Source organism: Rhizobium sp. PDO1-076, assembly GCF_000247475.1.
Taxonomy (GTDB): Bacteria; Pseudomonadota; Alphaproteobacteria; order Rhizobiales; family Rhizobiaceae; genus Allorhizobium.
The window spans coordinates 1-22,590 of sequence record NZ_AHZC01000144.1 but is presented as its reverse complement, the minus strand read 5'-3'; the positions used below and the strand labels follow the sequence as shown (position 1 = coordinate 22,590).

At 61.5% G+C, this 22,590-nt stretch carries 18 protein-coding genes; 6 read left to right on the top strand and 12 right to left on the bottom strand.

Translation table 11 applies throughout. The features are described 5' to 3' along the window. Position 1 precedes the first annotated feature (1 nt). Positions 2 to 2,368, bottom strand: a complete 2,367-nt coding sequence (locus tag PDO_RS10120) for a xanthine dehydrogenase family protein molybdopterin-binding subunit (protein WP_007601317.1) — start codon at positions 2,366 to 2,368, stop codon at positions 2 to 4. A gap of 109 nt (positions 2,369 to 2,477) precedes the next feature. After that, positions 2,478 to 2,966: a (2Fe-2S)-binding protein gene (locus PDO_RS10115; protein WP_007601315.1), complete on the bottom strand. Its 489-nt coding sequence runs from the start codon at positions 2,964 to 2,966 to the stop codon at positions 2,478 to 2,480. 315 nt (positions 2,967 to 3,281) lie between these two features. Here PDO_RS10115 and PDO_RS10110 point away from each other — a divergent pair, with 315 nt between their 5' ends. From PDO_RS10110 to PDO_RS10100, 3 genes are all read left to right on the top strand, one after another. Next, positions 3,282 to 3,545: a glycine zipper domain-containing protein gene (locus tag PDO_RS10110; protein WP_007601312.1), complete on the top strand. Its 264-nt coding sequence runs from the start codon at positions 3,282 to 3,284 to the stop codon at positions 3,543 to 3,545. A gap of 133 nt (positions 3,546 to 3,678) precedes the next feature. Next, positions 3,679 to 5,616, top strand: a complete 1,938-nt coding sequence (locus tag PDO_RS10105) for an autotransporter assembly complex protein TamA (protein ID WP_007601310.1) — start codon at positions 3,679 to 3,681, stop codon at positions 5,614 to 5,616. A gap of 37 nt (positions 5,617 to 5,653) precedes the next feature. Further along, positions 5,654 to 9,817: a translocation/assembly module TamB domain-containing protein gene (locus PDO_RS10100; protein ID WP_007601309.1), complete on the top strand. Its 4,164-nt coding sequence runs from the start codon at positions 5,654 to 5,656 to the stop codon at positions 9,815 to 9,817. A gap of 18 nt (positions 9,818 to 9,835) precedes the next feature. On the opposite strand, the gene PDO_RS10095 is transcribed toward PDO_RS10100, so the two are convergent. Beyond that, positions 9,836 to 10,261: an Lrp/AsnC family transcriptional regulator gene (locus PDO_RS10095; protein ID WP_007601307.1), complete on the bottom strand. Its 426-nt coding sequence runs from the start codon at positions 10,259 to 10,261 to the stop codon at positions 9,836 to 9,838. A gap of 125 nt (positions 10,262 to 10,386) precedes the next feature. Between PDO_RS10095 and rocF the strand changes: the two genes are divergently transcribed. From rocF to PDO_RS10080, 3 genes are all read left to right on the top strand, one after another. After that, positions 10,387 to 11,322 (top strand): arginase, encoded by a 936-nt coding sequence (gene rocF, locus PDO_RS10090; RefSeq protein ID WP_007601305.1) that lies wholly within the window; start codon positions 10,387 to 10,389, stop codon positions 11,320 to 11,322. Positions 11,323 to 11,570: 248 nt separating this feature from the next. After that, positions 11,571 to 13,355, top strand: a complete 1,785-nt coding sequence (locus PDO_RS10085; protein ID WP_037073343.1) for a methyl-accepting chemotaxis protein — start codon at positions 11,571 to 11,573, stop codon at positions 13,353 to 13,355. Then, a complete protein-coding gene (locus PDO_RS10080) occupies positions 13,355 to 13,834 on the top strand; it encodes a chemotaxis protein CheW (protein WP_007601301.1) in 480 nt (159 codons plus the stop codon). Before PDO_RS10085 ends, PDO_RS10080 begins: the two co-directional genes overlap by 1 nt. 116 nt (positions 13,835 to 13,950) lie before the next feature. Here PDO_RS10080 and PDO_RS10075 read toward each other — a convergent pair whose 3' ends face one another. From PDO_RS10075 to PDO_RS10035, 9 genes are all read right to left on the bottom strand, one after another. Continuing rightward, positions 13,951 to 14,217 carry a formate dehydrogenase subunit delta gene (locus tag PDO_RS10075; protein ID WP_007601299.1) on the bottom strand — a complete coding sequence of 89 codons (267 nt, stop codon included), beginning with the start codon at positions 14,215 to 14,217 and terminating at the stop codon, positions 13,951 to 13,953. Continuing rightward, positions 14,207 to 15,034 (bottom strand): formate dehydrogenase accessory sulfurtransferase FdhD, encoded by an 828-nt coding sequence (gene fdhD / locus PDO_RS10070; protein ID WP_007601297.1) that lies wholly within the window; start codon positions 15,032 to 15,034, stop codon positions 14,207 to 14,209. The genes PDO_RS10075 and fdhD overlap by 11 nt, the downstream gene beginning before the upstream one ends. Before the next feature lie 98 nt (positions 15,035 to 15,132). Further along, the gene (fdhF, locus tag PDO_RS10065) at positions 15,133 to 18,015 is read right to left on the bottom strand and encodes a formate dehydrogenase subunit alpha (protein ID WP_007601295.1); all 2,883 of its coding nucleotides are present in this window, start codon (positions 18,013 to 18,015) and stop codon (positions 15,133 to 15,135) included. Between the two features lie 41 nt (positions 18,016 to 18,056). Beyond that, positions 18,057 to 18,284, bottom strand: a complete 228-nt coding sequence (locus PDO_RS10060; protein ID WP_007601294.1) for a DUF4287 domain-containing protein — start codon at positions 18,282 to 18,284, stop codon at positions 18,057 to 18,059. Then, on the bottom strand, positions 18,281 to 19,837 hold the full coding sequence (locus PDO_RS10055) for a formate dehydrogenase beta subunit (protein WP_007601291.1): 1,557 nt from the start codon (positions 19,835 to 19,837) through the stop codon (positions 18,281 to 18,283). Before PDO_RS10055 ends, PDO_RS10060 begins: the two co-directional genes overlap by 4 nt. Next, on the bottom strand, positions 19,834 to 20,313 hold the full coding sequence (locus PDO_RS10050) for a formate dehydrogenase subunit gamma (RefSeq protein ID WP_007601289.1): 480 nt from the start codon (positions 20,311 to 20,313) through the stop codon (positions 19,834 to 19,836). The genes PDO_RS10055 and PDO_RS10050 overlap by 4 nt, the downstream gene beginning before the upstream one ends. Positions 20,314 to 20,445: 132 nt before the next feature. After that, positions 20,446 to 21,381, bottom strand: coding sequence for a LysR family transcriptional regulator (locus PDO_RS10045; protein ID WP_007601286.1), 936 nt, complete (start codon positions 21,379 to 21,381; stop codon positions 20,446 to 20,448). 33 nt (positions 21,382 to 21,414) lie between these two features. After that, a complete protein-coding gene (locus PDO_RS10040; protein ID WP_007601284.1) occupies positions 21,415 to 21,792 on the bottom strand; it encodes an ArsR/SmtB family transcription factor in 378 nt (125 codons plus the stop codon). Between the two features lie 102 nt (positions 21,793 to 21,894). Next, positions 21,895 to 22,590: lactate/malate family dehydrogenase (locus PDO_RS10035; RefSeq protein ID WP_007601282.1), on the bottom strand; the 696-nt coding region annotated here is incomplete at its 5' end.

Below are 22,590 nucleotides of genomic sequence, written 5' to 3'. Positions count from 1 at the left end.
CTTATTCGGCCGCTTGCCGGATCTGGCCCGCTTGAAGCGCAGTCCAGACGGCGAGCGGTGTTGCCGGCATGTTGAGCTTGTTGTTGCCGATCGCATCGGTGATCGCATTGATCAGCGCCGGCGGCGAACCGATGGCACCGGCCTCGCCGCAGCCCTTGATGCCGAGCGGATTGCCCGGACATGGCGTGTTCTGGTGCGAGACGCTGAACGATGGCAGGTCGTCCGCGCGCGGCATGGCATAATCCATGTAGCTGGCCGTCAGAAGCTGGCCATTCGCCGGATCGTAGTGCACGCCCTCGAGCAGGGCCTGGCCGATGCCTTGCGCAATGCCGCCATGCACCTGGCCTTCGACGATCATCGGGTTGATGATATTGCCGAAGTCGTCGGCCGCGACGAACTGGACGATCTCCGTCTTGCCGGTTTCCGGATCGACCTCCACTTCGGCAATGTAACAGCCGGCCGGGAAGGTGAAGTTGGACGGATCGTAGAACGCGCCCTCCTTCAGGCCCGGCTCCATGCCCGACGGCAGGTTGTGCCCCGTATAGGCGGCCAGTGTCACCTGGAACCACGGCACGCTCTTGTCGGTACCGGCGACCTTCATCTCGCCATTGCCGATGACGATATCGCTTTCGTCCGCCTCCATCAGATGCGCCGCGATCTTCTTCGCCTTGGCCTCGACCTTGTCGAGCGCCTTGACAATCGCCGACATGCCGACGGCACCGGAACGCGAGCCATAGGTACCCATGCCCATCTGAACCTTGTCGGTATCGCCATGCACGATGGAGACATTGTCGAGCGGTACGCCGAGGCGTTCCGAGACAAGCTGGGCGAAGGTCGTTTCATGCCCTTGGCCATGGCTGTGCGACCCGGTCAGCACTTCGACGGTCCCGACCGCATTGACCCGCACCTCGGCCGATTCCCACAGGCCGACGCCGGCACCGAGCGAGCCGACGGCCGCCGACGGCGCAATGCCGCAGGCTTCGATATAGCAGCTCATGCCGATGCCGCGCAGCTTGCCGCGCCGGGCGGCCTCGGCCTTGCGGGCGGCAAAACCGTTCCAGTCGGATGCCTGCAAAGCCGCATCCAGCGACGCATCGTAATCGCCGGCATCATAGTTCATGATGACAGGCGTCTGATGCGGGAACGAGCGGATGAAATTCTTCCTACGCAATTCGACCGGAGAGATACCGAGCTCGCGCGCCGCCGTCTCGACGGTCCGCTCAAGAAGATAGGTCGCTTCCGGTCGCCCGGCGCCACGATAGGCATCGACCGGCACCGTATTGGTATAGACGGTGCGCACATTGCAGTGGATGGCGGCAATGTCGTACTGGCCCGACAGCAGCGTCGCATAGAGATAGGTCGGAACGGCCGACGAAAACAGCGACATATAGGCGCCGAGATTGGCGATCGTATCGACCTTCAAGCCGATGATCTTGTGATCCTTGTCGAAGGCCATCTTGACCTTGGAGACATGGTCGCGGCCATGCGCATCCGTCAGGAAGGCTTCGGTGCGATCCGACGTCCACTTGACCGGAACGCCGGTCTTCTTCGACGCCCAGAGACAGACGATCTCTTCCGGATAGATGTAGATCTTCGATCCGAAACCGCCGCCGACATCTGGCGCGATCACCCGAAGCTTGTTTTCCGGCGCGACATTGTAGAAGGCGCTCATCACCAGACGCGCCACATGCGGGTTCTGCGATGTCGTGTAGCAGGTATAGTGGTCTTCGGCGCCGTCATAGATGCCAAGCGTGGCACGCGGCTCCATCGGGTTCGGCGACAGCCGGTTGTTGAAGATCTCGATCTCGGTGACATGCGCCGCCTGCGCAATCGCCGCATCGGCAGCGGCACTATCGCCGATCTCCCAGTCGAAGATCAGATTGCCGGGCGCTTCGGGATGAAGTTCGGGCGCACCCGGCTTCAACGCATCGACGGCAACGGTCACCACCGGCAGCTCATCGTATGAGACCGACACCGCTTCGGCCGCATCGCGCGCCTCGCCGAAACTGTCGGCGACAACGATCGCCACGGCATCACCGACATAACGCACGGTTTCATGCGCCAGAGGTCGCCAGCCACCCATTTTCATCGGCGATCCGTCTTTCGAATGGATCATCCAGCCGCAGATCAGATTGCCGATGCCATCCGCTAGCAGCTGCTTTCCGTCCAGCACATCGATCACGCCCGGCATGGCTTTCGCGGCCGAGGCATCGATGCCGGCGATACGGGCATGCGCGTAAGGCGAACGGACGAAGTAGGCATATTTCATTCCGGGAACGACCATGTCGTCCGTATACCGGCCCTTGCCGGTGAGGAAGCGCTTGTCTTCCTTGCGCGCCACGCGCGCGCCAATCCCTTCAACACCCATTTTCATCTCCTCCAGAGATCAGGATAAAGGCACTAAGGCAGTGGCAGCAGGCAGGGGTGGTGTCGCGGCAGCGATGGCCGACACCCTTCGATTGTCTGCTGCCCGTTGCTTACTCGGCGGCCTGGCGGCCGGCGTGCATTTCCGCATTGGCAGACAGGACCGCCTTGACGATGTTGTGGTAACCCGTGCATCGACAGATATTGCCCTCCAGCTCGTGGCGCACGGTTGCCTCGTCAAGCGTCCCGTGGTGACGACCGATGATGTCGATCGCGGTCATCACCATGCCCGGCGTGCAGAAGCCGCATTGCAGGCCGTGATGTTCCTTGAAGGCCGCCTGGACCGGATGCAACTCGCCGTTGACTGCCACGCCCTCAATGGTCGTGATCGTCGATCCGGTGGCCTGCACGGCCAGGATCGAACAGCTCTTGATCGACTTGCCGTCCATATGCACAACGCAGGTTCCGCATTGTGTCGTGTCGCAACCGACATGCGTGCCGGTCAATCCAAGTGTCTCGCGAATAAAATGCACAAGCAGCGTGCGGTCCTCGCATTCGCCGCTCACCGTCCGGCCATTCACCGTCAGCGTCACTTTTGCCATGGTGTTCCTCCTCGTGTCTCTCCCTGACACCAAGGCATCGTGGGTCTTTTCTCAGACACGATCAACAGTCCAGACCTGCCGAATTGAAATAAATCTATGCCGCAACGCAGCATTGAGGCCTTGTTTTCCAGGCATCCCACACATTTGCCTAATGGATTGAAATTTGGACCTATTGCTGAACGCGCAGCGCATGGACTTTCGCGAATTGACCGCTATTCTGCGGCTTGCCACCGCCATATTAGAAAAACCTGAATGCGGATGGGTGTTCTCGATCAAGACCGGCTGGACCGGATGCGTAACAGTGGAGAAAACAAGATGAAAAAAGCTCTCATGCTTCTATTGGTCGGCCTGTCGGTCGCTGGCTGCACCCAGACCGAAAAGGGCGCCGGCATCGGCGCTGTCGGCGGCGCAATCATCGGCGGCGCCATCACCGGCGACGTGCGTGGCGCAGCAGTCGGCGCAGCCATCGGCGGTGTCTCCGGTGCCATCATCGGCAACGTTTCGGACCAGCCGGGCCAGTGCTACTACCGCGACCGTTATGGCCGCCGCTACATCGACAGCTGCCCGCGCGGCTACTGACCCCAACGACTGGGACGCGCGATGAGCGCGTCCCTTTTTTATAGAATTTTAAGAAAAGGGTATGCCTTTTTTAGCATTTTCTCCTAAGTTGCCCCATGGCGGGGGTGCACCAGCCAGGTCGCGATGAGCGAAAATGCGTATGCCGAGTGGATTTGTATTGCCGAAAATGAGTGTCGCGTTCCGGCTCGGTATGGCTCTGTTGACCGTGAGCCCCTTGCTGCTCGGGCCTGCTCTTGCTTCAAAAGCAGCAGCCTTCGAGCTTTTCGGGATTCGGCTCTTCGGCAAGGACGATGAGCCCAATGATGTCATCGATCCCGTCTCCTATACCATTGCCCTGACGACCGGGGACGCCGACCGGGCCTTGACCAAGTCCCTGCGGCGAACCTCGCTTCTGCTCGCGGGTGAAGACGAGCCTGTCTCCGGCGACCTGGGACTGGTGATCAAGGCCAAGGACGATCGCGACCGCCTTCTGGCCACCCTTTACGAGAATGCCCGCTATGGCGCGATCGTGACCGTTCTGGTCGATGGGCGCGACATCGACAGCCTGCCGCCCAATCCGACCTTCGACAGGTCAAGACCGATCCCGGTCGCGATCACCGTCGAGACCGGTCATGTTTTCGCGCTTGGCGACGTTACCCTGGAGGGCGACGCCGCACGGCTGGACCCGGCCGATTTCGAACTGACGCCAGGCGGCGCAGCCGGCTCTTTGACAATCCTCAAGGCCGCAGCACAGATCGCCGACACCTTGAAATCGGAAGGACGGCCGCTGGCTGAACTGACCAAGCGCGAGGTCGTCGCCGACCATGACACCAACACCGTCGATGTCACGATCGCCGTCGAGGCTGGCCCTGTCGCCCCACTTGGCGACGTGACGGTCAAGGGCGCGCGGCAGGTCAATGCCGACTTCATCGAACGCTATTCGCGCCTTCGCCCAGGCCAGCCCTATTCACCTGAGCAATTGCGCAAGGCTGGCGAGCGCCTGCGGACATTGGGGGTATTTTCCTCCGTCACCATCAACGAGCCGGAGGCGCTTGCGCCTGATGGCTCGTGGCCGCTGGCCATCACCGTCGCGGAAGGCAAGCACCGCTATTTCGGCTTCGGCGCCAGCTATTCCTCGATCGACGGCGGCGGGCTCGAAGGCTATTGGGGCCACCGCAACCTGTTCGGCAATGCCGAATCGCTGAAGCTCGAAGGGGCGGTGCGCGGCCTTGGCGAAATCAGCGATGTCAGCAACCTCTCGGATCTCGATTATTCGGCCGGCATCACTTTCATCAAGCCCGGTGCCTTCTTCCCTTCGGCAACACTGGAGGCGAGCATCAAGGCCAGCACGCTGGACAGCGAGCATTATGATGCGGCCTCCATCACCGGCAAGGTCGCGCTCGCCTATGAGTTGAGCGATATCGACACGGTGAGCGGTGGCGTTTCGCTGACCTATGACAGCATCGAGGATGCCTTCGGCGACAACGAATACCTGACCTTCGGCGTCCCCCTCGGCTATACGCGCGACACCCGCAACAACAAGTTGAACCCGACCGAAGGCTATTTTGCATCGGTATCGACCACACCGAGCTACGAAATCAACGGCAGCACGGTGTTTGCCTCCGTCGAAGGCTCGGCGTCCGGCTATCTCGGCCTTGGCGCAGAGGATCGCATCGTGCTCGCCGGCAAGCTCTCTGCCGGCAGCCTGTTCGGCGGCAGCGGCCTGGCATCGATCCCCGCCACACGCCGTTTCTTTGCCGGCGGCGGCGGCTCGGTGCGCGGTTATGCCTACCAGGAGATCTCGCCCTACAATGACGCGGGCGACGCCACCGGCGGCCGGTCCTATGCAACCGGCTCGTTCGAGGTCCGGATGCAGGTCACGGAAACGATCGGCATCGTGCCGTTTCTCGATGTCGGCAGCGTGTCGAGAAACAATGTCCCGAATTTTTCCGACCTGCGCATGGGCGCCGGCGTCGGACTGCGCTACATGACACCTTTCGGGCCGCTCAGGCTCGATGTTGCCGTTCCGTTGCAACGATATGACGACGGTAGCCGTTATGGCATTTATGCCGGCATAGGTCAGAGCTTCTGATCCGCGCAGATCCGGCAGGACGAGGACCATAAAGACAATGATCTGGCTGAAACGCATCATCGGATGGACGCTCCGGATTTTTGCCGGGCTGCTTGCGACCCTCGTGACGCTGACCATCCTCGTCATCGTGATCGGCGGCCTGTCGGCAAGTGGCAGCCAGTTTCTGGCAAACCAGATTGCCGCGCTGATCTCGAAGGACAATCAGCAGATCACCATCGTCGCGCCGAGCCCGTTGCTTAGCCAGACATTAACGGTCGAGCGCATTACCGTCGCCGACAACGGCGGCACTTACGCGACGATCGAGGGACTGGCGCTCGACTGGACACCCCTGGATCTTCTGTCGCGCCGGTTTACCGCGGAAAAGCTCAGCGCCCGGTCGATCCGCATCGATCGCGCGCCGGAGCCGAGTGCAACGCCTGAGGTCAAATCGGATGAGCCGTTCTCGCTGCCGATCGGTATCGACATTGCCGCGATCGATCTGCCTTCGATCAAGGCGGGGGCAGCCCTTGCGCGCCGTGACGTGGAAATCGCAGCAAAGGGCGCCGCCCAGATCATCGGCAGTAATATCACAAGCCAGTTGACGGCAACCCTGCTGGGCGAACCTTCGGCCGATCTTGCCGCCGACGTGCTCTATGCGCCGGACGACGACCGGCTGCGCCTGAAGCTCGATTATGCCGAACCGAAGGGCGGGGTTGCCGGAAGCCTGCTGCAATTGACGGATCAGGCGGCGCTGGATCTCAGCATCGATGGCGACGGCGCCATCAGCAACTGGGCCGGCAAGATCACCGCCGCCCTGGATGGCAGGCAGACGATCTCCGTCGATGCGACGCACCGGCTGGCGGCGGAAGACAAGCGCGACATCACGCTGGTCGGCGGCGGCAATTTTGCCAGCCTGATGCCGCCGCAGTTGCGCGACCTGTTTGCCGGGGAAACGGCAATCGATCTGGCAGCCCGCGTCATCCCCGGTGGTGCCATCGAGATCAGCAAGGGCGATCTTTCAACCGCCGCTGCGCGGATCTCGGCATCGGGCCAGTATGATCCGAACGGCATCAACGATCTCGCCCTTGTCGCCGAGGCCAATGCGACACCCGTGCGGCTGCAATGGCAGCAGGACAAGGCGATCTACGGCGTCGCCGTGCGCCGCGCCAATCTGACGCTGAGCGGCAATGCACAGACGGCAGCGCTGAAGGCAGCTGTCGATCTGGCCACCCTGTCGGCCCCGCAGGGCACCCTGTCCGACATCGGGCTGACGGCAGAAAGTTCAGCCTTCGATATCGCCGATCGCCAGGGACCGGTCGATCTGCAGCTTGCCGTACAGAGCGCTGAATTCTTCGATGCGCAACTGGCCAACTATATCCGCGCGCCGCTGAAGATCGTCGCACCGCTGACGATCGAAGAGGATGCGGTCACCACTGAAAATCTGACGCTCGAGAGCGCCGGCATCGGCGGGGAGCTGAACGGCCGCTACGGGATTTCGGCGCAGACCTTTGCCGGCGCGCTGAAGGCCTTTGTCCTGCCCGACCTGTTGCCGCCGGCACTGGCGGAGAAGCTGACAAAGCCGGCCGCAATCTCGACACGGATCGATTTCGCCGCGCCCAAGGCGGTGAGCTTGCGCGACATTCAATTGCAGACCGACCTTGGCTCTGCCGAAGGCACAATCTCGCTGGCGCCCGACGGCATTCTTGCAGCCGACCTGACCGGCCGGTTGAACGACGTCGCCAGCCTCCAGCCGCGCATCAGCGGTGCAGCAGCCTTCGACCTCTCAGCATCCGGTCCGCTGGACGCGATCGAAGGCAATGTGAATGTCGTCATCGAAGAGGGCAAGGCAGCCGGCTACGATCTGAGTGACCTGTCGCTGCAGATCGAGGGGCTTGCCGATCGCAATGCGCCGCGCGGCCAGTTGCGGCTGACCGGGCAGATCGATGCCCAGCCTGTCGACATCTCTGCCGACGTGGTGTCGGAAAACGGCGCAACGAAAATACCGGCCCTGACACTCAATGTCGGCGAAAACCGTCTCTCAGGCAGCCTGGCGCTGGACAAAGCCTTCCAGCCGACCGGCGATCTCAGCTTTGACTTCCCGCAGCTTTCGCTTCTGGCAGCGCTTGGCGGACAAAGCGCCAGCGGCGACCTGGCCGGCACAATCGCGATCACCTCGGCGAGCGGTCGCATTGCAGCCAGGATCGATGCATCAGGCAAGGCGCTGAGCCGCGACACCCTGCAGATCGAAAACCCGGCCATCGATCTTGCCATCAGCGACGTGGCCGCGCTTGCGGTCGAGGGCACTGTTCGGGCCGCAGCACTGGTCAGCGGCGCCAACCGCCTCGAAGCCGCGGAGTTGACCTTTGCCCGGGCGGGAAATCGCACCGATTTCCAGGCAAGCGCACGATATGACGCAGCACCGCTCGAGGCAGCCGGCAGCATTGAGCAGCAAGCCCAGGGACTGTCTATCGCGCTGGACCGGTTTACCGCCAAGCCGCGCGGTATCGCGCTGGCGCTGGCAGCACCCGCTCGCCTCACCGTGACCGACGGCACCGTGCAGATCGGCAAGACGGTGATCAACGCCGGTTCCGGCAATGTCACCGTCACCGGCAGCGCCGGTCAAACCCTCGACATCAGGGCAGACATTGCGGCGCTGCCCGCTTCCCTTGCCGCAACCGTTGCTCCCACTCTTGCGCCCGCCGGGTCGATTTCCGGTGTCGTCGAGGTCAAGGGCACGTCGTCGGCTCCCGACGTCACCTATCAGCTCGACTGGCGTGATGCGGAACTGGCGCAGACGCGCACAGCCGGACTGGCTCCGCTGGCCATCAGCGCCAATGGCCGCTTCCAGAATCAGACACTGTCGCTCGACACCCGGCTTTCCGGTGGCGGCGGCATCACTCTCAATGGCGGCGGCCGGCTCAACCTGTCCGGCATGGGTCTGGACATGCGTTTCCAGGGCAGCCTGCCGCTGGCGGCCGCCAATACCGTCCTCGGCCAGCAGGGACTGGTGGCGCAAGGCAATGCCAACGTGAACGTGAACATCCAGGGAACCGCAGCGACGCCGGCCATTGCCGGTTCGATCACCACCAGCGGCGCCCGCGTCGTCGATGTACGCCGCAACCTTGCTGTCGAGCAGATCACAGCGACGATCAATCTGCGTGACAACCGCGCCGAGATCACCAGCCTGACCGGAAACTTCGCCTCTGGCGGTCGCGTCTCGGCGAGCGGATCGATCGACATTCTCGGTCAGGGTATGCCCGCCGATCTGTCGATCAATCTCGACAAGGCCGTCTATGTCGATGGCAACACGGTGACGGCAACCGCCGATGCAAGACTGACGCTGCGCGGCCCTCTTTTGGCCGGCCCGACGCTGGCCGGGACAGTGGACCTGTCGCGCACCTCGATCACCCTGTCGGAGCGCCGCCCCACCAGCCTTTCGCAGCTCGATATCCAGCACCGCAACGCCCCGCAAGCAGTCACCCAGCAGTTGCGCACCATAACGCCGGCTACCGGCAGAAGCTCCAGCTCGCCGATCCAGCTCGACCTTCGCATATCCTCGCCCTCCCAGACTTTCATTCGCGGCCGCGGTATCGATGCGGAACTCGGCGGGACGCTGACATTGACCGGATCGGCATCGGCACCCAATGTCTCCGGCGGCTTCGAACTGCGCCGCGGGCGCATGCAGATCCTCACCAAGCGTCTGGATATTACCCGGGCCGAGATCACCTTCGGCGGCGACCTCATTCCGATCATTGATCTTGAAGCCACCACCACATCCGGCAGCTCGACCGTGACGATCAAACTTTACGGATTTGCCAGCGACCCCGAAGTGACCTTCAGTTCATCACCGACCCTGCCGCAGGACGAGATCCTCGCCCAGCTGATTTTCGGCCAGTCGATGTCGCGGCTCTCAGCCCTGCAGATTGCCCAGCTGGCCGATGCTGCCGCCCAGCTGGCCGGTGGCAATTCGACATCATTGTTTCAGACGCTGCGTTCGACGCTTGGCATCGACGATCTCGACATATCCACCGACTCGACCGGCCAGACCAGCATCAGCGCCGGCAAATACCTGAACGACCGCACCTATATCGAACTGCAGCAAAGCGGCAGCGGCGGCGGCAAGGCGGTGATCAATCTGGATATCGGTCGCGGCGTGAAACTGAAAGGTGAAGCCGGTGGCTCGGGTGCCGGTGGCGGCATCTACTACGAGAAGGAATACTGACCGCTCAGGACTGGCCGCTCAGGCGACCTTGCTGGTTTTGAGCAGAATACTGGATTCGGTGCTGTTGATCCCCTCGATAAGACGGATGCGCCGCAGCGTTTCGTCGAAGCCGGCCAGATCCCGATCCTCGAGTTCGGCAATGAAGTCCCAGCGGCCATTGGTGCTGTGCAGCGACTTCACCTGCGGAATGCCGTGCAACTGCTGCGCCACCCGATCGGCAAACTTGCCGACGACTTCGATCATGATGATTGCCCTGACCCCGGTCGGTTGGATTTCCCGTCCGGTCAGGATGGTGAAGGCGGCGATCGTGCCATTGGAGACAAGGCGATCGATCCGGGCCGAGATGGTTGCACGCGATGCGCCGGTCATCGCGGCAAGCGAGGCAACGGGTATCCGGGCATTTTGCCGAAGAGCGCTCAGAATATCGCGGTCGAGATCATCCATCGTTACACTTCGTCATCATATGGTTGCGATTTGCACAAACTATAGTGCTTTATGACGATGTTCCAGCTTTTTGCCAACGCAGACATGGCGCATCATCGGCTCTCAACCATTTCCAAGGATCACCCATGGCCAAGCAAACCAGAAACGTCACACTGATCGGTGTGCCGCTCGAAGAAGGATCCGGACGTGGCGGCTGTGCCATGGGACCGGCAGCGCTGCGTATTGCCGGCATTGCCCCTGCCCTTGTTGATCTCGGTTATGACGTCACTGACGCAGGCGACCTTCGCCCGGCGCCTGCGTCTGATCTGCCGATCATGGACAAGGCCAAACATCTGGCGATCGTCGGGGCCTTCACCCGCGCAGTCGAGGCTGCAACCTATGAGGCCGCGGCCAAGGGCTCGGTGCCCGTGCTGCTCGGCGGCGACCACAGCCTTTCGATGGGCAGCGTCTCCGGCATGGCGCGGCACGCCCACGAAAAGGGCCGCCCGCTCTTCGTCCTCTGGCTCGATGCCCATTCCGACTTCAATGCGCCGGCAACGTCCCCCTCCGGCAATATTCACGGCATGCCCGTCGCGTTTTTCTGCGGCAAGGCCGAATTCGCGCCGATCCTTGATCCGGCCCGTCCGCTGGTCAACCCCAGCCATGTCTACCAGGTCGGCATTAGGTCCGTGGATGACGAGGAACGTCGGCTGATTTCGGAAAATGCGGTCAATGTCTACGACATGCGAGCGATCGACGAAGAAGGCATGGCCGGTATCCTGAAACAGATCCTCAAGGACGTCCGCCAGGCCAATGCACTTCTGCATGTCAGTCTCGACGTCGACTTCCTCGATCCGGGCATAGCACCCGGCGTTGGCACGACCGTGCCCGGCGGCGCGACCTTTCGCGAGGCCCATCTGATCATGGAGCTTCTGCACGACAGCGGCCTGGTCTCGTCGCTCGATCTCGTCGAACTGAACCCTTTCCTCGATGACCGCGGCCGCAGCGCCCATGTGATGGTTGATCTGGCCGCAAGCCTGTTCGGCAAGCGTATTCTCGACCGCCCGACACGAGCCGGGTAAATATGCAAAGCTTAATTTAGCACTTCACTAATACGCTTCTTTTTACGTGACTTCGGCCGTCCTGATCGTCAAGCCGGTTGTAAAATTTGCACAAAATGACGGGCAAATGATCAACCGTTGCGCGAAAGCCATGATATATTTGAGCCTCTCTTAAGACTTGATAGCCATAATTGACCCCTAGAAATTGGCGGCTTCCCTCAATGGAGGCCGCCAATCTGTATCGAACCTTGGTCGACCCGGAGGGCAATATGGCATTTCTATTGGCAAATGCAGGCGATTCAAAATCGATCCTGACGGCATTGGGTCGATCCCAGGCGATCATCGAATTCAGCCTCGACGGGACGATCCTGACGGCAAACGAAAATTTCTGTCGCACGCTGGGCTACAGCCTGAGCGAGATCAAGGGCAAGCATCACCGCATGTTCTGCGAGCCGGCCTATGTGGCCAGCCCGGAATATCGCGAATTCTGGGCAAGCCTTGGGCGGGGCCAATTCGACAGCCGCGAATACAAGCGCATTGCCAAGGACGGCTCGGAGATCTGGATCCAGGCCTCCTACAACCCGGTCATGCGCGGAGGAAAGCCATACAAGATCGTCAAGTTCGCCACGGACATCACGGCGAGAAAGCAGAAGTCGGCGGAAGACAGCGGCAAGCTGGAAGCCATTTCCCGCGTTCAGGCGACCATCGAGTTCACCCCCACCGGCGAAATCCTCACCGCCAATGAAAACTTCCTCAAGACGCTCGGCTACAGCCTGACCGAAATCGTCGGTCAGCACCATGCGATCTTCTGTGAGCCGGACTACACACGCACGGAAGACTATCGCAAGTTCTGGCAGACGCTGGCGTCCGGTCAATATGTTGCCGAGGAATTCAAGCGCATCGGCAAGGGCGGCAAGGTCGTCTGGATCCAGGCCTCCTACAATCCGATCTTCGATGCCAATGGCCGCGTCTTCAAGGTGGTGAAATATGCAACCGATGTGACCGAACGGGTCCGCGCCGTCGATGAACTGGCGCATGGGCTGACCGCTCTTGCCAATGGCGACCTGACGGCGCGCATCGACAATCCTTTCATGCCGGCGCTTGAGAAGACCCGGGTGGATTTTAACGCTTCGATCGAAAAGCTGCATCAGGCGATCCGCACCGTCAACACCAATACTGAGGCCATCGCTGCCGGTTCGTCCGAGATCCGCACAGCTTCCGACAGCCTGTCGAAACGCACAGAACAACAGGCCGCCGCGATTGAGGAAACCGCGACCGCGCTGGAGCAGATTACCCAGACCGTGTCCAACAGTTCCAAGCGGGCGATCGAGGCGGGACAGATGGTCGGTCGTACCAAGGCTGCGGCGGAGCGATCCGGCGATGTCGTCAAGAAGGCGATCGGCGCCATGGACCAGATCGAAAACTCGTCGCGCGAGATTTCCAACATCATCGGCGTCATTGACGATATTGCCTTCCAGACAAACCTACTCGCCTTAAACGCCGGTGTGGAAGCGGCTCGCGCCGGCGAAGCAGGCAAGGGCTTTGCCGTCGTCGCGCAGGAAGTGCGCGAACTGGCGCAACGATCGGCCAACGCGGCCAAGGAGATCAAGGCGCTCATCACCACATCGTCCGGCCAGGTGAAGAACGGCGTTGATCTGGTGGGAGAAACCGGCAAGGCGCTGGAGCAGATCGTATCGGAAGTCCAGGATATCAACCTGAATGTCATCGCCATCGTCGAGGCATCCAAGGAACAGTCGACCGGGCTCTTGGAAATCAACAAGGCGGTCAACGCGCTGGACCAGAACACCCAGCAGAATGCCGCCATGGTCGAGGAATCGACCGCCGCCAGCCATAGCCTCGCCCGCGAGGCGGCAACGCTTCGCAGTCTTGTTGCGCAGTTTAGAATTGGGCAACACTCTTCGCATATTATACACCAAGCGCGTCCTGATGCCCCTCCTGTTGCATCGCCGGCACGCAAACTCATGGCTCAGGTCGCTCGCGCCGCAGGCGTAGGTGCATCGGCCAAGGCACAGGAAGGTTGGGAAGATTTCTAATGGCAACCACGATCAGTTCGACAAGTTTCAGCGGGGAAACCCTCGAGATCATCGCTTTCCGGCTTCATGATCAGGAATTTTGCGTCAAGACGACCACGATCCGCGAAATTCGCGGCTGGGCTCCGTCGACGCCGATCCCGCACGCACCGGCCGACGTCATCGGCGTGATGAACCTGCGCGGCTCGGTGATCCCGATCATCGACCTGGCCTACAAGCTGGGCATGAAGTCGACGGTTGCCAATGAGCGCTCTGCCATCGTGGTTGCGGAAGTGCACAACATGGTCATCGGCATGCTGGTCGACCGTGTTTCGGACATCCTGACCATTCCGTCCAGCCAGGTTCAGCCGGTGCCGGAAATCTCCGCCTCCTTCGACAAGACCTTCTCGGAAGGCATCATCGCCAACGAAAACGGCATGATCTGCTTCCTGAACCTCGCCAAGATGTTCAAGGGCAGCGACTTGGAAGATCTGGCGGCGTAATTGCCGGCCATCTGCGGTCCAAGATGACGAAAAGCGGCCACTGGCCGCTTTTTGCGTTTCGGGCTTGCCTTCTAGGCTTGAGTGCCCAGGCTACCAGGAAGCTGGTCATCACCCGATCAGGACGACGACATCTCGGCAGGATTGTGTGCCGCCACCGGATCAGGGCGCTCGATCTTCACAGCTGCCTCGACGACCAGCGGCAGGAACCCGTCTTGATGAGCATCGATCATCTCAAAGAAGCGGCGCCGCATGCGCTTCTCCCAGAACTTGTTGATGTGCAAGGCCACGCCATCCACCCGAACCTCCAGCGGTTGCGACAGAAAGAAAGTGGCGATCTGGTTTGCCATCCGCACGAGCTTTTCGTCGGTGCCGCTATGAGACATGGTGGAACACTCCCTGGACCACTTTTTCAGACCCGGTAAAAATTTCGAAATCATCATCGCGGGCAATGCCGATCAGGGTCATGCCCGCTTTTTCTGCCGTACGGATGGCGAGAGCCGTGGGCGCTGAAATCGCGATCAGCATCGGACTGCCAAGCGCCGCCGTCTTTTGCACCATCTCGACCGAGAGCCGGCTGGTGACGACCACCGCCCCTTCGGCCGGCGACCATCCACCCAGCAACACTGCACCGGCAAGCTTGTCGAGCGCATTGTGCCGCCCGACATCTTCGCGGATCGCCACCACGCCTTGGCCCGGCACATAAAAACCGGCGGCATGAACCGCCCGCGTTTCCCGATTGAGCCTTTGCCCCTCGCCCAGAAGCCGCATCGCCTCGGCGATCTGTGCGGGCTGAAGGGCGAAGCCACTGTCTGCAATCGCCGGCACCACACGCGTCGCCTGCTCGATCGATTCGATGCCGCAAAGACCGCATCCGACGGGGCCAGCCATACGCCTGCGCCGTGAGGTCAAGGCTTCTGCATTGGCATCCACCAGCACCACCTGCACATCGATCCCGTCACCGGCCTCGACCACCTCGATATCAACGATTTCGCGCGCATGTCCGATAATGCCTTCGGCCAGGGAAAACCCCACGGCGAAATCCTCGAGATCGTCGGGCGTCGCCATCATCACGGCATGGGTGCTGCCGCCATAGGAAAAGGCGATCGGCACTTCTTCCGGCACCAGACGGTTTGCCTCCGTCATCAGTCCACGGCGACTGCGGATTTCCCGAACCGCAAGGCTCACGTTTCGCACAGTCATGCCGCCAGCCCCTTGCTACCGTTGCTTGCCTGCCAGCGGCCGCACAGTGCAACTCGCATCAAGACCAATGGCCAGAAGCCGGACGATACCGCCATGCGTCACTCCGCAGCCTCGAGCTTGCCGACGATACGACGCGAGCGACGCGACAGTTCGTCATAGTCCTCCTGCCACTCGGTCGGGCCGTTCGACGGCGAAACCTGCACCGCGGTCACCTTGTATTCCGGGCAATTGGTCGCCCAGTCGGAGAAGTCCGTGGTGATGACGTTGGCCTGGGTGTCGGGATGGTGGAAGGTGGTGTAGACCACGCCCGGCGACACCCGGTCTGTGAGCAACGCGCGCAGCGTCGTATCGCCCGAACGGCTGGTCAGCTTGATCCAGTCGCCATCCTTGATCCCGCGTTGTTCGGCATCATGCGGATGCACTTCCAGCCGGTCCTCGCCATGCCAGACCGTGTTTTCCGTCCGCCGCGTCTGCGCGCCGACATTATACTGCGACAGGATACGGCCGGTGGTCAGAAGCAGCGGGAAGCGCGGTCCGGTGCGTTCGTCGGTCGCGACATATTCGGTGCGGATGAACTTACCCCTGCCGCGCACGAAACCATCGGTATGCATGATCGGCGAGCCCTCCGGATGCGCTTCGTTGCAGGGCCACTGCACCGATCCCATCTTCTCGAGATAGGCATAGGAAACATTGGCAAAGCTCGGCGTGGTCGCGGCGATCTCGTCCATGATTTCGGACGGATGGCTGTAGGTCCAGTTGAGCCCCATCGCCTGGGCAAGCTTCTGTGTCACCTCCCAGTCGCTGTAGCCGTTCTTCGGGCTCATCACCTTGCGCACGCGGTTGATGCGGCGTTCGGCATTGGTGAAGGTGCCGTCCTTTTCCAGGAAGGTCGAACCCGGCAGGAAGACATGGGCATAGTTGGCCGTCTCGTTGAGGAAGAGGTCGTGCACCACGACACATTCCATCGCGGCAAGGCCGGCCGACACATGTTTGGTATCCGGATCGGACTGGAGAATGTCCTCGCCCTGGATGTAGATCCCCTTGAACGTGCCGTCGACGGCCGCATCGAGCATGTTGGGAATGCGAAGGCCCGGCTCATCGCTAAGCGTCACGCCCCAGAGTTTTTCAAAGGTGTCGCGCGTGGCGTCGTCCGACACATGACGGTAGCCGGGAAACTCGTGCGGGAAAGAACCCATGTCGCAGGAACCCTGCACATTGTTCTGCCCGCGCAATGGGTTCACGCCCACTCCGGGACGACCGATATTGCCGGTCACCATGGAGAGGTTGGCGATTGCCATGACGGTTGTCGAGCCCTGACTATGTTCCGTCACGCCCAGACCATAATAGATCGCGCCATTGCCGCCGGTCGCATACAGGCGAGCGGCCCCGCGAAGGTCGGCAGCCGGGACGCCGGTGAATGCCTCGGTGGATTCCGGGCTGTGCTGCGGCTCGGCGACGAACGAGGCCCAATCCTCGAATTCCGACCAGTCGCAGCGTTCGCGAATGAAAGCCTCGGCGAACAGGCCCTCGGTGACAATGACATGCGCCATGGCCGTCATCACGGCGACATTGGTGCCAGGCTTCAGCGGCAGGTGGAAGGCTGCCTCGATATGCGGGCTGCGGACAATATCGGTCCGACGCGGATCGATGACGATCAGTTTCGCGCCCTGGCGCAACCGCTTCTTCAGCCGCGACCCGAACACCGGATGGCCGTCCGTCGGATTGGCGCCGATAACCACGACCACATCGGAATGCTCGACACTGTCGAAATCCTGCGTTCCTGCCGACGTACCGAAGGCCTGGCCCAGACCATAGCCTGTCGGAGAATGGCAGACGCGGGCGCAGGTATCGACATTGTTGTTGCCGAAGCCGGCGCGGATCAGCTTCTGCACCAGATAGGTTTCTTCGTTCGTGCAGCGCGACGAAGTGATGCCGCCTATCGCCTCGCGCCCGTACTGATACTGGATGCGCTTGAATTCCGCCGCGATATGGGCGAAGGCCTCGTCCCAGGTCACCTCACGCCAGGGATCGCTGATATTCTCGCGCACCATCGGATTGAGGATGCGGTCCTTGTGGCTTGCGTAACCATAGGCGAACCTTCCCTTGACGCAGGAATGGCCGCGATTGGCCTTGCCGTCCTTCCACGGCACCATGCGCACCAGTTCTTCGCCGCGCATTTCCGCCTTAAACGAACAGCCGACGCCGCAATAGGCACAGGTGGTCACCTCGGAATGTTCCGGCTGGCCGATGGCGATGACCGACTTTTCGGTCAGCGTTGCGGTCGGACAGGCCTGAACGCAGGCGCCGCAGGAGACGCATTCGGACGACAGGAAGTCTTCGTGCGCACCGGGTGACACACGGCTGCCGAAACCGCGTCCCTCGATGGTCAGCGCGAACGTACCCTGCACTTCCTCGCAGGCCCTGACGCAACGCGAGCAGACGATGCATTTGGCCGGGTCATAGGTGAAATACGGATTGCTTTCGTCCTTCGGCATGTAGCGGGCATTGCTTTCACCAGCACCCGAGCGCGCCTTGACGTGATTGTCGCCCTCGTAGCCGTAGCGCACGTCGCGCAGGCCGACAGCGCCCGCCATGTCTTGTAGCTCACAGTCGCCATTGGCGGCGCATGTCAGACAGTCGAGCGGGTGGTCGGAAATGTAGAGTTCCATCACCCCCTTGCGGATCTGCTTCAGTCGCTCCGTCTGGGTGTGCACGACAAGCCCGGCCGCAACTGGGGTCGTGCAGGATGCGGGCGTGCCATTGCGGCCCTCGACCTCCACCAGACAGAGGCGGCAGGAGCCGAAGGCATCGACCATGTCCGTGGCGCAGAGTTTCGGCACCTGGATGCCGGCCTCCATCGAAGCGCGCATGATCGAGGTGCCGGCGGCAACGGTGATCTCGCGACCGTCGATGGTCAGCGTGACGGTCTCGGTCGCCAGGGACGCAGGTGTGCCAAAGTCAATTTCCGGAACGAGACCCATCAGAAGGCTCCTTTGAAATCGAAGGAAGGATTGCGCATGTTTCAGATCCCTCCCGCTTGTTTCGTTTCGGCCAGCGTATGCGCCACAAGCGCGTTGGCATGACCATGCCCCAGGCCGTGTGTCTGCTTGAGCCAGTTGACGATCTGCATATGCGTCAGCCCGGCCTGACCACGGATCAGCGCGACCCAGTGGTCTATTGGCTGACCATAGGTCTTTTCGATCGACGGAAAGTAGGACGCGGGACCTTTGACCTTGTTCGCTTCGTTCATTCCGCCGCCTCCACCAGAGGTGCCGGCGCAAAGTCGTCCGGGAAATGCGTCATCGCGCTCAGCACCGGATAGGGCGTGAAGCCGCCCAGCGCACAGAGCGAGCCGAATTTCATCGTGTTGCAGAGATCGGTCAGCAATTCCCGGTTTTTCTCCGGCTCGATGCCCTGAGCTATCCTGTCGGCCGTCTCGACGCCACGCGTCGAGCCGATGCGACAGGGCGTGCACTTGCCGCAGCTTTCGATGGCGCAGAATTCCATGGCGAAGCGCGCCTGTTTCAACATGTCGGCCGTGTCGTCGAAGACAACGATGCCGGCATGGCCGATCAGTCCGTCACGCGCGGCGAACGCCTCATAGTCGAAAACCGTATCGAACAGCGCGCGCGGAAAATAGGCGCCGAGCGGGCCGCCGACCTGAACCGCCTTGACCGGACGGCCGGACAATGTGCCGCCGCCGATCTCGTCGATCAGCTGGCCAAGCGTCAGGCCGAATGCCGTCTCGTACAGGCCACCATGCTTGATATTGCCGGCAATCTGGATCGGGATCGTGCCATGCGACCGACCGACACCGAAATCGCGATAGAATTGCGCGCCCTGGTCCATGATGACCGGGATCGAGGCGAGCGACATGACATTGTTGACCACGGTCGGCTTGCCGAACAGGCCTTGCAGCGCCGGCAGCGGCGGCTTGGCGCGCACGATACCGCGCTTGCCTTCAAGGCTGTTGAGCAGCGAGGTTTCCTCACCACAGACATAGGCACCCGCGCCTTCGCGCACTTCCATGTCGAAAGCGTAAGCCGAACCCAACACGGAAGTCCCGAGAATGCCGGCGTGGCGGGCGATCTCGATCGCCTCGTTCATCATCGCGATTGCATAAGGATATTCCGACCGGGTGTAGACATAGCCCTTTGTGGCACCGGTGGCGATGCCGGCGATAACCATGCCTTCGATCAGCACGAAGGGATCCCCCTCCATGATCATCCGATCCGCAAACGTGCCGCTGTCGCCCTCGTCTGCGTTACAGACGATATACTTCTGGTCCGCCTTCGCGTCAGCCACCGTCTTCCATTTGATACCGGTCGGAAAGCCCGCCCCGCCACGACCGCGCAGACCGCTGTTCGTCACCTGGCTGACAATCTCTGCCGGTGGAAGCGCAATCGCCTTTTCCAGACCCTTCAGGCCCTGATAGCGCCGATAGTCATCCAGCGACAGCGGATCCGTCACGCCACATCGCGAGAACGTAAGCCGTGTCTGACCCTTGAGGAACGGAATTTCTTTCGTTTCGCCATGACAGAGCGGATGTGCACCACCGGCGAGAAAATCGGCATCGAACAGCGCCGGGACGTCCGAAGGCGCAACCGGGCCGTAGGCGATACGCCCGGCTTCCGTGCGAACCTCCACCAGAACTTCAAGCCACAGCATGCCGCGCGAGCCGTTGCGAACGATCGTGACGTCGAGCCCGCGCGCTGTGGCTTCCCGCTCGATGGCCGCCGCAACCCTGTTGGCACCAACGGCAAGGGCTGCTGAATCATGGGGTACAAATACGGTGACGCTCATCGGCGTGCCTCCGCAACGATGTCGGTCAGACAGTGTTCGTCAAGTCTTGCATGCAATTCGCCGTCAAGCATGGCGGCCGGCGCCTGGGCACAGAGCCCGAGACAGAACACCGGCTCGACGGTAATCGCCCCGTCGGCTGTGGTGCCGTGCCAGTCGATGCCCAGCCGTGACAGCAGTGTTTCCGCAAGAGGCTCGCCACCCATCGACTGGCAAGCCTCGGCGCGACAGAGCTTCAGCACATGCCGACCGGACGGATGATCGCGAAAATCGTGATAGAAGGTGATCACGCCATGCACTTCGGCACGCGACAGGTTGAGCGCCGTGGCGATGATCTGCTTGGCACTTTCCGGAACAAAGCCGAACGTCGCCTGGATCTCGTGCAGGATCGGCAGCATTGGGCCTTCCAGATGCTTCAAGTCCTCAATGATCGCTGAGATGCGGCTTGCCTCATCCTCGGCAATCGCCCGAATATTCATGTGCCAGTCCTCCCAAACCGACAAGCCGTCCAGATCGCCATGCGCGGGGCTTGCCGCCTCGAATTGTGCTTGAAGCCTTCCGCAGCGAAATCGCCAGCGATGCCTCCCTCAAGGATGATCGTGTTGGGAGGATCAGGTCAATGCAGCTGTTTCGTCGGTCGATAGAAAAAATCTATCGAAGGCCTGTGCGGCGACCAGCAATCGGGCTTCGTGCAGCAATCCGGACACCAGCGGCGTATGCGGTTCGCGATGCGTTGCGACGAGCCCGACCAGATGTTGGGCATCCGGGTCCGTGATCGGGATCATCCGGATCGCCTCGGTGAAACCGAAGGATTCAGCCACGTTGCGCGGCATGATCGAAGCCCATTTTCCGGTGCGGATATGAGAGAAAAGCACGATCATCGAGTTGGATTCGAGCGTCGGTTTCGGGGTCACCCCCGCCTCGGCCATATGCTGGTTGATGATCCGGCGGTTCTGCATGTCCGCGGTCAGCAGACAGAGCCGAAGATCGGCCACTTCGCTCCAGGACACCGTATCCCGATCGGCAAGCGGCGTTCCGGCAGCGGTAATCAGATGATAACGCTCGGAGTAAAGCGGCACGCTCGTGACCCGCCCCAGCGGCTCATTGTCGAGATAGGTAATGCCCGCATCGATCTCGAGATTTTCAAGCAGGCTCAGCACCTGCAGCGAAGTGCGCGACAGGACGGAAAACGTGACATTCGGATGCCGTTGCTGAAAAGGCTCCGTCAAACGCTGGACCATCGCCAGGGCCGTCGGAATGACCGCCAGCCGGATATGCCCGGCGAGGCCATGGCGGGTGGCCCGCATCTCCTCGCGCAAGGTGCGTGCGTCGCCGACAATCCGCCGCGCCCATTCGAGCACGCGCTGCCCCTCCGGCGTCAGGCCCTGATAGCGCGAGCCGCGCTGGACCAGCATCACGCCGAGTTGATCCTCAAGTTGGCGAATCGCCGCCGACAGCGTCGGTTGCGTCACGCCGCATTCTTCAGCCGCCCGTCCGAAATGCTGCTCGCGGGCAAGCGCAATGAAGAATTCAAGCTTATCGATCATTGCCAACCCTCATCCGCGTTCCATGCAAGCCGTTCATGCCCCATCGGACGCATCGCCATCGGCCCCAACCGGAACCGCACCAGGGCCCGGTTCGCAATACATCTTGTAGAGAACGGAGATCAACTCGTTGAGCTGCGGGTCTGCGATACGATAATAGATCTGGCGGCCATCGCGGCGGGTCTCGAGGATCTTGTCGGCGCGGAGCCGGGCAAGCTGCTGCGAGACGACAGCCTGCTGAAGCCCAAGAAGCTTCTCGATTTCGCTGACGGTCTTTTCCTCGCGGCTGAGCATGCAGAGGATCAAAAGGCGGGTCTCGTGCGACAAGGCTTTGAGCAGGCCACTCGCTGCGCGCGCCTTCGACCTGAAGTCGGCCAGTTCACCGCCCCCGACAACCTGTTCATCCATCTTCATGTTCGTCCAGACATTAAAAAATCACTATAGGGCAAATGCTGGCTGATCAAAACCGGATGCCTGCCAGAAGGCAAATGCTTCGCGACAGAAGCCAGCCCCCACTTAAAGCCGAACGGAATCCGCCAGCGCCTTTAGGAGCGACGCGCTGCGGTTCAGCGCGCCATATTCGTGTTCGTCGAGATCCGGGAACAGATCGGTGATCACACCCGCCCGCCCGATAACCCGTGGAATGGACAGGGCCACGTCGCGAACGCCGGTGACCTCCGGCGTGACGATCGAGACCGACAGCACATCACGGTGATCCTGCGCGATCGCCTTGACGATCCGGGCGAGTCCCGCACCGATGCCATAATAGGTCGATCCCTTGCCATTGATGATCTTGTAGGCGGCATTGCGCACGCCGTCGTCTATCGAAGCCCGAACGTCTTCCGTCAGAGGGTGATCGACCTGCTCGGCAAACGATTGCAGCGAAATGGAGCCGGCTCGCGCGCTCGACCAGGCCAGCACTTCGCTATCGCCGTGTTCGCCCAGCACATAGGCATGCACCGACTGCGGCGAAATGCCGAGATGCCGGCCGACCAGGCTGCGAAAGCGCGCCGTGTCGAGGATCGTGCCCGAGCCGATGATGCGCTGAGGCGCAAGCCCGGAAATGCGCGTGGTGATCTGCGTCATGATATCGACGGGGTTGGACGCGATCAAAAGGATCGCGTCCGGTACAACCGGCAGCACTTCGCTCAGTACCGCGCGAAAAACGGCGGCGTTGCGCTCCAGCAGTTCCAGCCGGTCTCGCCCGGCTTT

Excerpts from the sequence above, each read along its gene's own strand:
- PDO_RS10120 (WP_007601317.1), bottom strand. The coding sequence starts at position 2,368 with ATGGGTGTTGAAGGGATTGGCGCGCGCGTGGCGCGCAAGGAAGACAAG.
- PDO_RS10115 (WP_007601315.1), bottom strand. The coding sequence starts at position 2,966 with ATGGCAAAAGTGACGCTGACGGTGAATGGCCGGACGGTGAGCGGCGAA.
- PDO_RS10110 (WP_007601312.1), top strand. The coding sequence starts at position 3,282 with ATGAAAAAAGCTCTCATGCTTCTATTGGTCGGCCTGTCGGTCGCTGGC.
- PDO_RS10105 (WP_007601310.1), top strand. The coding sequence starts at position 3,679 with ATGCGTATGCCGAGTGGATTTGTATTGCCGAAAATGAGTGTCGCGTTC.
- PDO_RS10100 (WP_007601309.1), top strand. The coding sequence starts at position 5,654 with ATGATCTGGCTGAAACGCATCATCGGATGGACGCTCCGGATTTTTGCC.
- PDO_RS10095 (WP_007601307.1), bottom strand. The coding sequence starts at position 10,261 with ATGGATGATCTCGACCGCGATATTCTGAGCGCTCTTCGGCAAAATGCC.
- rocF (WP_007601305.1), top strand. The coding sequence starts at position 10,387 with ATGGCCAAGCAAACCAGAAACGTCACACTGATCGGTGTGCCGCTCGAA.
- PDO_RS10085 (WP_037073343.1), top strand. The coding sequence starts at position 11,571 with ATGGCATTTCTATTGGCAAATGCAGGCGATTCAAAATCGATCCTGACG.
- PDO_RS10080 (WP_007601301.1), top strand. The coding sequence starts at position 13,355 with ATGGCAACCACGATCAGTTCGACAAGTTTCAGCGGGGAAACCCTCGAG.
- PDO_RS10075 (WP_007601299.1), bottom strand. The coding sequence starts at position 14,217 with ATGTCTCATAGCGGCACCGACGAAAAGCTCGTGCGGATGGCAAACCAG.
- fdhD (WP_007601297.1), bottom strand. The coding sequence starts at position 15,034 with ATGACTGTGCGAAACGTGAGCCTTGCGGTTCGGGAAATCCGCAGTCGC.
- fdhF (WP_007601295.1), bottom strand. The coding sequence starts at position 18,015 with ATGGGTCTCGTTCCGGAAATTGACTTTGGCACACCTGCGTCCCTGGCG.
- PDO_RS10060 (WP_007601294.1), bottom strand. The coding sequence starts at position 18,284 with ATGAACGAAGCGAACAAGGTCAAAGGTCCCGCGTCCTACTTTCCGTCG.
- PDO_RS10055 (WP_007601291.1), bottom strand. The coding sequence starts at position 19,837 with ATGAGCGTCACCGTATTTGTACCCCATGATTCAGCAGCCCTTGCCGTT.
- PDO_RS10050 (WP_007601289.1), bottom strand. The coding sequence starts at position 20,313 with ATGAATATTCGGGCGATTGCCGAGGATGAGGCAAGCCGCATCTCAGCG.
- PDO_RS10045 (WP_007601286.1), bottom strand. The coding sequence starts at position 21,381 with ATGATCGATAAGCTTGAATTCTTCATTGCGCTTGCCCGCGAGCAGCAT.
- PDO_RS10040 (WP_007601284.1), bottom strand. The coding sequence starts at position 21,792 with ATGAAGATGGATGAACAGGTTGTCGGGGGCGGTGAACTGGCCGACTTC.